Below are 13312 nucleotides of genomic sequence, written 5' to 3'. Positions count from 1 at the left end.
TTCGGGTTGTGAGGTTAAGCGAATAAGCGTACACGGTGGATGCCTAGGCAGTCAGAGGCGATGAAGGACGTGCTAATCTGCGATAAGCGCCGGTAAGGTGATATGAACCGTTATAACCGGCGATTTCCGAATGGGGAAACCCAGTGCAATTCGTTGCACTATCATTACCTGAATACATAGGGTAATGAAGCGAACCGGGAGAACTGAAACATCTAAGTACCCCGAGGAAAAGAAATCAAACGAGATTCCCCCAGTAGCGGCGAGCGAACGGGGAGCAGCCCAGGACCTTAATCAGCATCAGTGTTAAGAGAACAGTCTGGAAAGGCTGGCCACAGCAGGTGATAGCCCTGTATCTGAAAGCACTGGTGTTGTGAGTCCGATGAGTAAGGCGGGACACGTGTTATCCTGTCTGAATATGGGGGGGACCATCCTCCAAGGCTAAATACTCCTGACTGACCGATAGTGAACCAGTACCGTGAGGGAAAGGCGAAAAGAACCCCGGCGAGGGGAGTGAAAAAGAACCTGAAACCGTGTACGTACAAGCAGTGGGAGCACCCTTCGGGGTGTGACTGCGTACCTTTTGTATAATGGGTCAGCGACTTATATTCTGTAGCAAGGTTAACCGGATAGGGGAGCCGCAGGGAAACCGAGTCTTAACTGGGCGAATTAGTTGCAGGTACAGACCCGAAACCCGGTGATCCAGCCATGGGCAGGTTGAAGGTTGGGTAACACTAACTGGAGGACCGAACCGACTAATGTTGAAAAATTAGCGGATGACTTGTGGCTGGGGGTGAAAGGCCAATCAAACCGGGAGATAGCTGGTTCTCCCCGAAAGCTATTTAGGTAGCGCCTCGTGAACTCATCTCCGGGGTAGAGCACTGTTTCGGCTAGGGGGTCATCCCGACTTACCAACCCGATGCAAACTGCGAATACCGGAGAATGTTATCACGGGAGACACACGGCGGGTGCTAACGTTCGTCGTGAAGAGGGAAACAACCCAGACTGCCGGCTAAGGTTCCCAAAGTCATAATTAAGTGGGAAACGAAGTGGGAAGGCTCAGACAGCCAGGATGTTGGCTTAGAAGCAGCCATCATTTAAAGAAAGCGTAATAGCTCACTGGTCGAGTCGGCCTGCGCGGAAGATGTAACGGGGCTAAATTATGCACCGAAGCCGCGGCAGCGATATGTAAATATTGTCGGGTAGGGGAGCGTTCTGTAAGCCTGTGAAGGTGACCTGTGAGGGTTGCTGGAGGTATCAGAAGTGCGAATGCTGACATAAGTAACGATAATGCGGGTGAAAAACCCGCACGCCGGAAGACCAAGGGTTCCTGTCCAACGTTAATCGGGGCAGGGTGAGTCGACCCCTAAGGCGAGGCTGAAAAGCGTAGTCGATGGGCAACGGGTTAATATTCCCGTACTGGTGGTAACTGCGAAGGGGGGGACGGAGAAAGCTAAATCATCCGGCGACGGTTGTCCCGGTTTAAGCGTGCAGGTGGACTGACCAGGCAAATCCGGTCGGTTGTTAACACTGAGGCGTGACGACGAGCCACTACGGTGGTGAAGTGATTGATGCTCTGCTTCCGGAAAAGCCTCTAAGCTTCAGGTTACCATTAATCGTACCCAAACCGACACAGGTGGTCAGGTAGAGAATACTCAGGCGCTTGAGAGAACTCGGGTGAAGGAACCAGGCAAAATGGTGCCGTAACTTCGGGAGAAGGCACGCTGGCACTGCAGGTGAAGTGGTTTACCCATGGAGCTGAAGCCAGCCGCAGATACCAGCTGGCTGCAACTGTTTATTAAAAACACAGCACTGTGCAAACACGAAAGTGGACGTATACGGTGTGACGCCTGCCCGGTGCCGGAAGGTTAATTGATGAGGTCAGCCGCAAGGCGAAGCTTCTGATCGAAGCCCCCGGTAAACGGCGGCCGTAACTATAACGGTCCTAAGGTAGCGAAATTCCTTGTCGGGTAAGTTCCGACCTGCACGAATGGCGTAATGATGGCCAGGCTGTCTCCATCCGAGACTCAGTGAAATTGAACTCGCTGTGAAGATGCAGTGTACCCGCGGCAAGACGGAAAGACCCGTGAACCTTTACTATAGCTTGACACTGAACATTGAGCCTTGATGTGTCAGGATAGGTGGGAGGCAATGAAGTGTGGACGCCAGTCTGCACGAGCCATCCTTGAAATACCACCCTTTAACGTTTGATGTTCTAACCGGGTCCATAATCTGGATTGGGGACCGTGTCTGGTGGGTAGTTTGACTGGGGCGGTCTCCTCCCAAAGAGTAACGGAGGAGCACGAAGGTTGGCTAAGCATGGTCGGACATCATGCGGTTAGTGCAAAGGCATAAGCCAGCTTGACTGCGAGAGTGACGGCTCGAGCAGGTACGAAAGCAGGTCTTGGTGATCCGGTGGTTCTGAATGGAAGGGCCATCGCTCAACGGATAAAAGGTACTCTGGGATAACAGGCTGATACCGCCCAAGAGTTCATATCGACGGCGGTGTTTGGCACCTCGATGTCGGCTCATCACATCCTGGGGCTGAAGTAGGTCCCAAGGTATGGCTGTTCGCCATTTAAAGTGGTACGCGAGCTGGGTTTAGAACGTCGTGAGACAGTTCGGTCCCTATCTGCCGTGGGCGCTGGAAGATTGAGAGGGGTTGCTCCTCAGTACGAGAGGACCGGAGTGAACGCACCACTGGTGTACGGGTTGTGATGCCAATTGCATTGCCCGGTAGCTAAGTGCGGAAGAGATAACCGCTGAAAGCATCTAAGCGGGAAACTTGCCTCGAGATGAGTCTTCCCTGACCCTTTAAGGGTCCTGAAGGAACGTTTGAGACTAAGACGTTGATAGGCTGGGTGTGTAAGCGCAGCGATGCGTTGAGCTGACCAGTACTAATGAACCGTGAGGCTTAACCTGACAACACCGAAGGTGTTTTGAGTTGAGAGACGATTAGAGAGATTTTTCAGCACAGTGAAGAGGCAGAAGTCATTCACTGTGAAAGCTTGTTTTGGATTGAAATGAATTTGCCTGGCGGCCGTAGCGCGGTGGTCCCACCTGACCCCATGCCGAACTCAGAAGTGAAACGCCGTAGCGCCGATGGTAGTGTGGGGTCTCCCCATGTGAGAGTAGGGAACCGCCAGGTTATTATTTAAAGTCTGTGCAAAAGCGCAGATTTTTGCTGATATGGCTCAGTTGGTAGAGCACACCCTTGGTAAGGGTGAGGTCCCCAGTTCGAATCTGGGTATCAGCACCATTAATTTAGTTCGGCAGAAATTGAAAAGAATTTGCCTGGCGGCCGTAGCGCGGTGGTCCCACCTGACCCCATGCCGAACTCAGAAGTGAAACGCCGTAGCGCCGATGGTAGTGTGGGGTCTCCCCATGTGAGAGTAGGGAACCGCCAGGTTTTATATTTAAAGAAAGCCACTCATCTGAGTGGCTTTTTTGCATTTGCAGTCCGCCAAAATACAAATTCCCGCAGTGCTGGGATCCGCGTCTGCGGACTGATAAACTAGACAGCATATTTGTCAGATGAGTTTTTCATTATGTCCCTCAAACCTGCTGATTCACTCCGCCAGTTACATACATTTGGTATCGAAGCCGGTGCCCGGCATATTGATGTCGCAGAGACCATTTCTGATCTCTGCCGCTTATGGCTGGCTGCACAAACGGAAAAATCCCCCTTCCTGCTGTTAGGCGGCGGCAGTAATGTACTGTTTACTGAGAATTTCAATGGCACCGTTGTCATTAACCGGATCCCCGGCAAGACCGTCCGGGAAACACCGGATGCCTGGTTTATCGAAGTTGGTGCCGGCGAAAACTGGCATGAATTAATCCGCTGGATGCTGGCGAACAGTATTTACGGCATGGAAAACCTGGCGCTGATCCCGGGCTGTGCCGGTACTGCACCGATTCAGAATATCGGGGCATACGGTACCGAATTTAAAGACGTATGTGACTATGTGGATGTCACCTCTCTGTCAGACGGGCAGACAACACGCCTGACTGCAGAGGAATGTCGCTTTGACTACCGTGACAGTATTTTCAAACATGATTATCAGCAGGGATATGCTATCACAGCGGTGGGACTGAAACTGCCGAAAGTATGGAAACCGAATCTGAGCTACGGTGATTTGAAATCGCTGGATCCAGCGACTGTCACACCTCAGCAGGTATTTGATATGGTCTGTCAGATGCGGATGAGCAAACTGCCGGATCCGGCTGTAACCGGCAATGCAGGCAGCTTTTTTAAAAATCCGGTTGTGACTGCTGAGTGTGCGCAGAAAATCAAAGCACAGTATCCTGACTGCCCGCAGTATGTGGTGGCAGACGGAATCAAACTCGCTGCCGGCTGGCTTATCGACCAGTGTCAACTGAAAGGCCATCAGGAAGGCGGTGCAGCTGTGCATATGAATCAGGCGCTGGTATTAATCAACCGTGATAATGCAACAGGTGATGATGTTATTCGTCTCGCCCGTTATGTCCGTCAGCAGGTTGCTGCCCGTTTCGGGGTTCAGCTGGAGCCGGAAGTCCGTTTTATCGGTACGGACGGTGAAATCAGTGCCACAGAGGCTATCGCATGAAAGATTACAGTGTACCGCTGACGCTGATCGGCATTTTATCTGACGGTGAGTTCCATTCCGGTGAACAACTCGGCGATAAGCTGGGGATGACCCGGGCTGCAGTTAATAAGCATATCCGCACCTTACGTGAGATGGGGATAGAGATGGAAACGGTCACCGGTAAGGGTTACCGCCTCTTTGCACCGATGAATCTGTTACAGCCCGATGTTATCCGCACGCTGCTGCCCGGGCGAAATGTCGAAGTGCTGCCGGTCATAGGTTCCACCAATCAGCATATGATGGATAAAGTCGGGGAACTGACATCCGGTGATGCCTGTGTGGCGGAATACCAGTATGCCGGACGCGGTCGCCGCGGGCGGCAGTGGATCTCTCCGTTTGGCCGCAATCTGTATCTTTCTCTGTACTGGCGTCTTGAGCAGGGACCCGCAGCGGCTATCGGGCTGAGTCTGGTAGTCGGTATTGTGCTTGCTGAGACACTGCATGAGCTGGGTGCGACCGGTGTAAAAGTCAAATGGCCGAATGACTTATATCTGGATGACAAAAAACTGGCCGGTATTCTGGTCGAACTTCAGGGAAAAACCGGGGATGCCGCGCATGTGGTTATCGGGATCGGGATTAACCTGACCATGGAAAGCAGCGGTACAGATCAGATTGGCCAGCAGTGGATCAATCTGCAGCAATCCGGTATTCAGATCGACCGTAATATATTATCTGCAGAGTTTATTAAACATCTGACAGATGCGTTGCACTTGTTCGAAAAAAGCGGACTGACCCCGTTTATTGAACGCTGGTATGCTTTTGATAATTACCTTAATCGTGAAGTAAAACTGATTATTGGTGAGCGTGAGGTCTTTGGCGTTTCCAGAGGGATAAACGGGCAGGGTGCTTTGTTATTAGACCAGTTTGGTGAAATTACCCCCTATATCGGCGGAGAAATATCACTTCGCGGTGTGAATTCAAAAAATAAACCGGCCTGAGCCGGTTTATTTTTAACAGAAAAACTGATTATTTCCGCAGTTTCACATTGGTCACCATATGATTGGTGCCTTTGGTCATCACCAGGCTGGCCCGCTCTCTGGTCGGCAGAATATTTTCATGCAGATTCAGGCCGTTAATCTCATCCCAGATTGTTGAGGCAATGCTGACGGCCTCACTTTCCTCAAGTTGCGCATAGTGATGGAAATAGGAATTAGGATCACTGAATGCGCCCTGACGGAATTTCAGGAACCGCCCGATATACCAGCTCTTCAGTAATTCTTCCGGCGCATCCACATAAATAGAGAAATCCACAAAATCGGACACGAACACATGGTGCATGGCTTCCGGATAATCCATCCCGCTCTGCAGCACATTCAGGCCTTCCAGGATCACGATATCCGGCTGCTCAACCACTAACTGTTTATCCGGGATAATGTCATAGGTCAGATGTGAATAAACCGGCGCCAGAACCCGCGGGGTACCGGATTTCACTTCAGAAACGAAACGTACCAGATTATACATGTCATAGGATTCAGGGAATCCTTTCTTCTTCATAATACCGCGTTCATTCAGCACAGAATTGGGATGAAGAAAACCATCAGTGGTAATCAAATCCACTTTGCGATGTTCCGGCCAGCGGCTCAGTAGCGCCTGCAATAACCGGGCGGTGGTACTTTTTCCGACTGACACACTGCCGGCAATACCAATCACATAAGGGACTTTCGCTTCATTTCTGCCGAGGAACTGCTCCAGTACGGCCTGACGGCGCAGGTTTGAGCTGATATAGAAGTTCAGCAGACGGGACAGTGGCAGATAAATCGCGATAACTTCATCAATCGAGATTTCATCGTGGATACCGCGCAGATCGTCAATTTCCTGCTCAGACAACGTCATCGGAACGGAGTTACGCAGGGTCGCCCACTGACTGCGGCTGAAATGGAGATAAGGAGAGAGCGATTTTTCTTTATACATAAACCAACAGCTGCCTTTATTACGCAGGTTGGACAGGTCATTAATACCCGTACCGGCTGAAAATAAATCGCATCATAGCGAGAGATGAGAGTCAGGCGTAGCAATTTTTTTGAAAAAATGCATTTTTTTTGATGTCGCGGACATAAATTACATTGCGCATGACATAAACAAGGAGTTAAAAATAAGCGGATTATTGGTTTTTACGGTAGTCCATCTGTGTGATTACTGAGAGTTTAAGTGATAAGTATCGCTGCTAATTTGTACATTACCTATTGAAAAAAACAGCAAAATACGGAAGAATGTCCACTTTGTGAGCAAAAGAACAATTTCAGCGATTTTTTTGTTGCATCCTGCGCAAAGTCTCCATAGAATGCGCAGCACTTGATGCCGGCATAGCTCAGTTGGTAGAGCAACTGACTTGTAATCAGTAGGTCCCGAGTTCGACTCTTGGTGCCGGCACCATTTAACAATTTGGAAAGGTGGGATACCCAAGCGGCCAAAGGGAGCAGACTGTAAATCTGCCGTCACAGACTTCGAAGGTTCGAATCCTTCTCCCACCACCATCCAATGTGAATTATTATCCTGAGTGTTTTACTCAAGACTCCTTCGATGTAAAATACTCCGGATTCAGTTACAGCAGATTAAAGTCAGGTAGCCGAGTTCACGCGGGCATCGTATAATGGCTATTACCTCAGCCTTCCAAGCTGATGATGCGGGTTCGATTCCCGCTGCCCGCTCCAAGATGTGCTGATATAGCTCAGTTGGTAGAGCGCACCCTTGGTAAGGGTGAGGTCGGCAGTTCGAATCTGCCTATCAGCACCACTTCCGTTGTTCTCCATTCCTTGATTTTTTTCCCTGTAAATATCCAGACAAGCAATACTGCTTGGTTGATGTGGTGAAACCACCGATTCCGTGTCTTAGAGGGACAACTAATGTCTAAAGAAAAGTTTGAACGTACGAAACCGCACGTTAACGTTGGTACTATCGGCCACGTTGACCACGGTAAAACTACCCTGACTGCTGCAATCACCACCGTTCTGGCAAAAACCTACGGCGGTAACGCTCGTGCATTCGACCAGATCGATAACGCGCCTGAAGAAAAAGCACGTGGTATCACCATCTCTACTTCTCACGTAGAGTACGATACTCCGACTCGCCACTACGCGCACGTTGACTGCCCGGGGCACGCCGACTACGTTAAAAACATGATCACCGGTGCTGCACAGATGGACGGCGCTATCCTGGTTGTTGCTGCAACTGATGGCCCTATGCCACAGACCCGTGAGCACATCCTGTTAGGTCGTCAGGTTGGCGTTCCTTACATCATCGTATTCCTGAACAAATGTGACATGGTTGATGATGAAGAGCTGCTGGAACTGGTTGAAATGGAAGTTCGTGAACTTCTGTCTCAGTACGATTTCCCTGGCGACGACACGCCAATCGTTCGCGGTTCAGCGCTGAAAGCACTGGAAGGCGAGCCAGAGTGGGAAGCTAAGATCGTTGAACTGGCAGGTTTCCTGGATTCTTACATCCCGGAGCCAGAGCGTGCAATTGACAAGCCGTTCCTGCTGCCAATCGAAGACGTATTCTCAATCTCCGGCCGTGGTACCGTTGTTACCGGTCGTGTTGAGCGCGGTATCATCAAGGTTGGTGAGGAAGTTGAAATCGTGGGTATCAAAGATACTGCGAAAACCACCTGTACCGGTGTTGAAATGTTCCGCAAACTGCTGGACGAAGGCCGTGCAGGTGAGAACGTCGGTGTTCTGCTGCGTGGTACCAAGCGTGAAGAAATCGAACGTGGTCAGGTTCTGGCTAAACCAGGTTCAATCAAACCACACACCAAATTTGAATCAGAAGTTTATATTCTGAGCAAAGATGAAGGTGGTCGTCATACTCCATTCTTCAAAGGCTACCGTCCACAGTTCTACTTCCGTACCACAGACGTAACAGGTACTATCGAACTGCCGGAAGGCGTTGAAATGGTAATGCCGGGCGACAACATCAAAATGATCGTCACCCTGATCCACCCAATCGCAATGGACGATGGTCTGCGTTTCGCAATCCGTGAAGGCGGCCGTACCGTTGGCGCGGGTGTTGTAGCGAAAGTGATGGGTTAATTCCCCGCTGATTATTAAAAAGAGAGCTGCGGCTCTCTTTTTTTATGCCTGCTTTCCGGCAACTGCTGACAAAATTTACACAATAGCAATTGTAATAATACTGATTATCATTTACTCTTTACCGCAGTCAGGAGGAATGATATGTACGTATGTTTATGTAATGCCATCAGCGATAAAGCCATCCGGAATGCCGTGCGCCAGAATAAGGTTCATTCCATCGGTGAACTGCGTAAAATTATCCCTGTCGGCACTGAATGCGGCAAATGTATCCGCCACGCCAAAGCCGTTATTGCAGAAGAGCATATGTCTGTCCCGGTTGACCGCGTCGCCTGAATCTTCTCTCTGAAACCCGCCGGAATTTTGAACTGTATCGCTATTTTGTCACCGTAATCACTCCGTGAATTATTTCCTGTGTCTATACTGAACAGACAGGAAACAAAGGAGGGTACATGAAAGGCGATAAAAAAATGATCTCGCATCTGAACAAATTGCTGGGAAATGAACTGGTTGCTATTAACCAGTATTTTCTGCATGCCCGCATGTTCAAAAACTGGGGTCTGATTAAACTCAACAACAAAGAGTATGAAGAATCCATTGATGAGATGAAACACGCTGATGAATACATTGAGCGTATCTTATTTCTGGAAGGGATCCCGAACCTTCAGGATCTCGGTAAACTTCATATCGGCGAAGATGTTGAGGAAATGCTGAAGTCTGACCTTCAGCTGGAACTGGATGGCGCCAAAGATTTACGTGAAGCCATTGCCTATGCCGATTCCAAACATGATTATGTCAGCCGTGATTTGATGATAAAAATACTGGCGGAAGAGGAGTCTCATATCGACTGGCTGGAAACCCAGCTGGATCTGATAGCCCGTGTGGGTCTGCAGAACTATCAGCAGGCACAGATGGCGGACGCAGACACAGAATAAAAAACAGAGAAATAATCACTAAAGTAAGCAATGTGCAGAACCGCCGGCAGGGAAACCCGCGGCGGTTTTTCTTTTTTGATTTTTTGTCATGGCGCCGGAGATAATTTGCACAAATCCCGGTTTGCGGCTTGCTTTCAGGGCTCATTCACGTATAATGCGCGGGCTTGCCAATTGTGCAAGCCTGGTTGATACCAGCATTGGACAGTATGTTTTTTAGCTGTTCATGAAAATATCCCCGATATGGGGATTACATCGAGAACGATTACACTCCCCCGTCAATCGAAATGGGTGCGAGGAGTAATTTTTTACGTTTATAAAATAGTTGGAGCTCTGGTCTCATGCAGAACCAAAGAATCCGTATCCGCCTTAAAGCTTTTGATCATCGTCTGATCGATCAATCAACTGCGGAAATCGTAGAGACTGCTAAGCGCACTGGTGCGCAAGTTCGTGGTCCTATCCCGCTGCCGACCCGTAAAGAGCGTTTTACCGTTCTGATCTCTCCGCACGTCAACAAAGATGCGCGCGATCAGTACGAAATTCGCACTCACAAACGTCTGGTTGACATCGTTGAGCCAACTGAAAAAACCGTTGATGCTCTGATGCGTCTGGATCTGGCTGCCGGCGTTGACGTGCAGATCAGCCTGGGTTAATCAGGTATCAATTGATTGAGAGGTTGAAACAATGATTGGTTTAGTCGGTAAAAAAGTGGGTATGACCCGCATCTTCACTGAAGAAGGTGTGTCAATCCCTGTTACTGTTATCGAAATCGAAAATAACCGCGTTACTCAGGTTAAATCTGACGAAACTGACGGTTATCGTGCTATTCAGGTTACCACCGGCAGCAAAAAAGCTAACCGCGTGAACAAACCTGAAGCAGGACATTTCGCAAAAGCTGGTGTTGAAGCTGGTCGCCTGTTACGTGAATTCCGCCTGTCAGAAGGTGAAGAGTTTACTGTTGGCCAGAACATCAGCGTTGAAATTTTCGCTGACGTTAAGAAAGTTGACGTTACTGGTACATCTAAAGGTAAGGGCTTCGCCGGTACTGTAAAGCGCTGGAATTTCCGTACTCAGGATGCTACTCATGGTAACTCCTTGTCTCACCGTGTTCCGGGTTCTATCGGTCAGAACCAGACTCCGGGTAAGGTATTTAAAGGCAAGAAAATGGCAGGTCAGCTGGGTAACGAACGTGTAACCGTTCAGAGCCTGGATGTCGTTCGCGTTGACGCTGAGCGTAACCTGCTGCTGGTAAAAGGTGCTGTCCCGGGTGCAACCGGTAGCAACCTGATTGTTAAACCAGCTGTCAAGGCTTAACGTCGAGGAGATAGGAATGGAATTGGTAATGAAAGACGCGCAAAGCGCGCTGACTGTTTCCGAAACTACCTTCGGGCGTGATTTCAATGAAGCGCTTGTCCATCAAGTAGTTGTTGCGTATGCAGCTGGTGCTCGTCAAGGTACACGTGCTCAGAAAACTCGTGCTGAAGTTACTGGGTCTGGTAAAAAACCATGGCGCCAAAAAGGTACTGGTCGTGCCCGCTCTGGTTCAATCAAGAGCCCAATCTGGCGCTCTGGTGGTATCACTTTCGCAGCGAAACCACAGGACCACAGTCAAAAAGTTAACAAAAAGATGTACCGCGGCGCGCTGAAAAGCATCCTGTCCGAATTGGTACGTCAGGATCGTCTGATCATTGTCGAAAAATTTGCTGTAGAAGCACCTAAAACCAAGCTGCTGGTACAGAAATTGAAAGATATGGCTCTGGAAGACGTGATGATCGTCACACACGAAGTTGATGAGAACCTGTTCTTAGCAGCTCGCAACCTGTACAAGGTTGATGTGCGTGATGTCACTGCAATCGATCCGGTCAGTCTGATCGCGTTCGGTAAAGTAGTGATGACTGCTGAAGCAGTTAAGCAAGTTGAGGAGATGCTGGCATGATCCGTGAAGAACGTCTGCTGAAAGTACTGCGCGCGCCGCATGTATCTGAAAAAGCGTCTACCGCGATGGAAAAAACAAATACCATCGTGCTCAAAGTTGCTAAAGACGCGACTAAAGCTGAAATCAAAGCTGCAGTTGAAAAACTGTTCGAAGTCAAAGTTGAAGGTGTTAACACTCTGCTGGTTAAAGGCAAAGTGAAGCGCCACGGTCAGCGTTTCGGTCGTCGTAGCGACTGGAAAAAAGCTTACGTCACCCTGCAGGAAGGCCAGAATCTGGACTTCGTCGGCGGCGCTGAGTAAGTCGGAGGAGTAAAGAACAATGGCAATTGTTAAATGTAAACCTACGTCTCCGGGCCGTCGCCACGTCGTTAAAGTGGTTAACCCTGAGCTTCACAAGGGCAAACCTTACGCACCACTGCTTGAGAAAAACAACAAGTCTGGTGGTCGTAACAACAATGGCCGTATCACTACCCGTCATATTGGTGGTGGTCACAAGCAAAATTACCGTATTGTTGACTTTAAACGTAACAAAGACGGTATCCCGGCTGTTGTAGAACGTCTGGAATATGATCCAAACCGTTCAGCAAATATTGCTCTGGTATTATACAAAGACGGTGAACGCCGTTACATCCTGGCTCCTAAAGGCCTGAAAGCTGGTGATCAAATCCAGTCTGGTGTTGATGCTGCAATCAAAGCGGGTAACGCTCTGCCAATGCGCAACATCCCGGTTGGTTCTACTGTTCATAACGTAGAAATGAAACCAGGTAAAGGCGGCCAGCTGGCACGTTCTGCCGGTACTTACGTTCAGATCGTTGCGCGCGATGGTGCTTATGTCACTATTCGTCTGCGTTCCGGTGAAATGCGTAAAGTTCCTTCAGATTGCCGCGCGACTTTAGGTGAAGTGGGTAACGCTGAACACATGCTGCGCGTTCTGGGTAAAGCTGGTGCAAGTCGCTGGCGTGGTATTCGCCCTACCGTTCGCGGTACTGCGATGAACCCGGTAGACCACCCACATGGTGGTGGTGAAGGTCGTAACTTTGGTAAACACCCTGTAACACCATGGGGCGTTCAGACCAAAGGTAAGAAGACTCGTAAAAACAAACGCACTGAACACTTCATCGTTCATCGTCGTACTAAGAAATAATTAGAGGATAAGCCATGCCACGTTCTCTCAAGAAAGGTCCTTTTATTGACCTGCACTTGCTGAAGAAGGTAGAGAAAGCGGTGGAAAGCGGTGACAAAAAGCCTGTTAAGACTTGGTCCCGTCGTTCAACGATCTTTCCTAACATGATCGGTTTGACCATCGCTGTCCATAATGGTCGTCAGCATGTTCCGGTTTACGTTACCGACGAAATGGTTGGTCACAAACTGGGTGAATTCGCGCCGACCCGTACTTATCGCGGCCATGCGGCTGATAAAAAAGCCAAAAAGAAATAAGGTAGGAGGAAGAGATGGAAACTATTGCTATGCATCGCCACGCTCGTTCTTCTGCTCAGAAGGTTCGCCTGGTGGCTGACCTGATCCGCGGTAAGAAAGTGTCGCAAGCTCTGGAAATTTTAACCTTTACCAACAAGAAAGCTGCTGGTTTAGTGAAGAAAGTTCTGGAGTCTGCTATTGCTAACGCAGAACACAACGATGGCGCTGACATCGATGATCTGAAAGTAGCGAAAATTTTCGTTGACGACGGCCCAACCATGAAGCGCATCATGCCTCGTGCTAAAGGTCGTGCAGATCGTATTCTTAAGCGCACCAGCCACATCACTGTGGTTGTGTCCGATCGCTGATACCTGGAGACTAG

At 49.4% G+C, this 13312-nt stretch carries 13 protein-coding genes, 5 tRNA genes and 3 rRNA genes; 20 read left to right on the top strand and 1 reads right to left on the bottom strand.

Annotated elements, in window-relative coordinates:
• Positions 1-12 precede the first annotated feature (12 nt).
• The 6 genes from JL661_RS16425 (at position 13) to birA (ending at position 5560) form a co-directional block, all read left to right on the top strand.
• A 23S ribosomal RNA gene (locus JL661_RS16425) occupies positions 13-2919 on the top strand.
• A 110-nt stretch (positions 2920-3029) separates the two neighbouring features.
• A 5S ribosomal RNA gene (rrf, locus tag JL661_RS16420) occupies positions 3030-3145 on the top strand.
• 35 nt (positions 3146-3180) lie between these two features.
• Positions 3181-3256: transfer RNA gene (locus JL661_RS16415), tRNA-Thr, on the top strand.
• A 34-nt stretch (positions 3257-3290) separates the two neighbouring features.
• A 5S ribosomal RNA gene (gene rrf, locus JL661_RS16410) occupies positions 3291-3406 on the top strand.
• 139 nt (positions 3407-3545) lie between these two features.
• Entirely contained in the window at positions 3546-4583 is a 1038-nt protein-coding gene (gene murB / locus JL661_RS16405) for a UDP-N-acetylmuramate dehydrogenase (RefSeq protein WP_062773597.1), read from the top strand.
• A complete protein-coding gene (gene birA / locus JL661_RS16400; RefSeq protein ID WP_004238687.1) occupies positions 4580-5560 on the top strand; it encodes a bifunctional biotin--[acetyl-CoA-carboxylase] ligase/biotin operon repressor BirA in 981 nt (326 codons plus the stop codon). The genes murB and birA overlap by 4 nt, the downstream gene beginning before the upstream one ends.
• Before the next feature lie 28 nt (positions 5561-5588).
• Here birA and coaA read toward each other — a convergent pair whose 3' ends face one another.
• Positions 5589-6533, bottom strand: coding sequence for a type I pantothenate kinase (coaA, locus tag JL661_RS16395; protein ID WP_062773594.1), 945 nt, complete (start codon positions 6531-6533; stop codon positions 5589-5591).
• 386 nt (positions 6534-6919) lie between these two features.
• On the opposite strand from coaA, the gene JL661_RS16390 reads away from it, so the two are divergent.
• The 14 genes from JL661_RS16390 to rplV all read left to right on the top strand — a co-directional run bounded on the left by JL661_RS16390 (position 6920) and on the right by rplV (position 13298).
• Positions 6920-6995: transfer RNA gene (locus JL661_RS16390), tRNA-Thr, on the top strand.
• A 16-nt stretch (positions 6996-7011) separates the two neighbouring features.
• A tRNA-Tyr gene (locus JL661_RS16385) sits at positions 7012-7096 on the top strand.
• Positions 7097-7198: 102 nt separating this feature from the next.
• Positions 7199-7273: transfer RNA gene (locus JL661_RS16380), tRNA-Gly, on the top strand.
• 6 nt (positions 7274-7279) lie between these two features.
• Positions 7280-7355 (top strand) — tRNA-Thr (locus JL661_RS16375).
• A 110-nt stretch (positions 7356-7465) separates the two neighbouring features.
• Positions 7466-8650: an elongation factor Tu gene (tuf, locus tag JL661_RS16370; RefSeq protein ID WP_036413223.1), complete on the top strand. Its 1185-nt coding sequence runs from the start codon at positions 7466-7468 to the stop codon at positions 8648-8650.
• A gap of 141 nt (positions 8651-8791) precedes the next feature.
• Positions 8792-8983 (top strand): bacterioferritin-associated ferredoxin, encoded by a 192-nt coding sequence (bfd, locus tag JL661_RS16365; RefSeq protein ID WP_004238636.1) that lies wholly within the window; start codon positions 8792-8794, stop codon positions 8981-8983.
• A gap of 116 nt (positions 8984-9099) precedes the next feature.
• Complete coding sequence (gene bfr / locus JL661_RS16360; protein WP_004238635.1) at positions 9100-9582, top strand: bacterioferritin; 483 nt, start codon at positions 9100-9102, stop codon at positions 9580-9582.
• Positions 9583-9920: 338 nt separating this feature from the next.
• Positions 9921-10232: a 30S ribosomal protein S10 gene (gene rpsJ / locus JL661_RS16355; RefSeq protein ID WP_001181005.1), complete on the top strand. Its 312-nt coding sequence runs from the start codon at positions 9921-9923 to the stop codon at positions 10230-10232.
• A gap of 31 nt (positions 10233-10263) precedes the next feature.
• Positions 10264-10893: a 50S ribosomal protein L3 gene (gene rplC, locus JL661_RS16350; protein ID WP_004238634.1), complete on the top strand. Its 630-nt coding sequence runs from the start codon at positions 10264-10266 to the stop codon at positions 10891-10893.
• 16 nt (positions 10894-10909) lie between these two features.
• Entirely contained in the window at positions 10910-11515 is a 606-nt protein-coding gene (gene rplD, locus JL661_RS16345; protein WP_015422336.1) for a 50S ribosomal protein L4, read from the top strand.
• Entirely contained in the window at positions 11512-11814 is a 303-nt protein-coding gene (gene rplW, locus JL661_RS16340; protein WP_004238631.1) for a 50S ribosomal protein L23, read from the top strand. Before rplD ends, rplW begins: the two co-directional genes overlap by 4 nt.
• A gap of 19 nt (positions 11815-11833) precedes the next feature.
• On the top strand, positions 11834-12658 hold the full coding sequence (rplB, locus tag JL661_RS16335; protein ID WP_004238630.1) for a 50S ribosomal protein L2: 825 nt from the start codon (positions 11834-11836) through the stop codon (positions 12656-12658).
• A gap of 14 nt (positions 12659-12672) precedes the next feature.
• Complete coding sequence (gene rpsS / locus JL661_RS16330; protein ID WP_015422335.1) at positions 12673-12951, top strand: 30S ribosomal protein S19; 279 nt, start codon at positions 12673-12675, stop codon at positions 12949-12951.
• A gap of 14 nt (positions 12952-12965) precedes the next feature.
• Positions 12966-13298, top strand: a complete 333-nt coding sequence (gene rplV / locus JL661_RS16325; protein WP_004238627.1) for a 50S ribosomal protein L22 — start codon at positions 12966-12968, stop codon at positions 13296-13298.
• The last annotated feature ends 14 nt before the right edge of the window (positions 13299-13312 follow it).

Origin of the sequence: Morganella morganii (assembly GCF_019243775.1) — a bacterium.
In the GTDB taxonomy this organism is placed as follows: Bacteria; Pseudomonadota; Gammaproteobacteria; order Enterobacterales; family Enterobacteriaceae; genus Morganella; species Morganella morganii.
The sequence above is the reverse complement of the archived record's forward strand: the minus strand, read 5'-3'. Positions and strand labels throughout refer to the sequence as shown.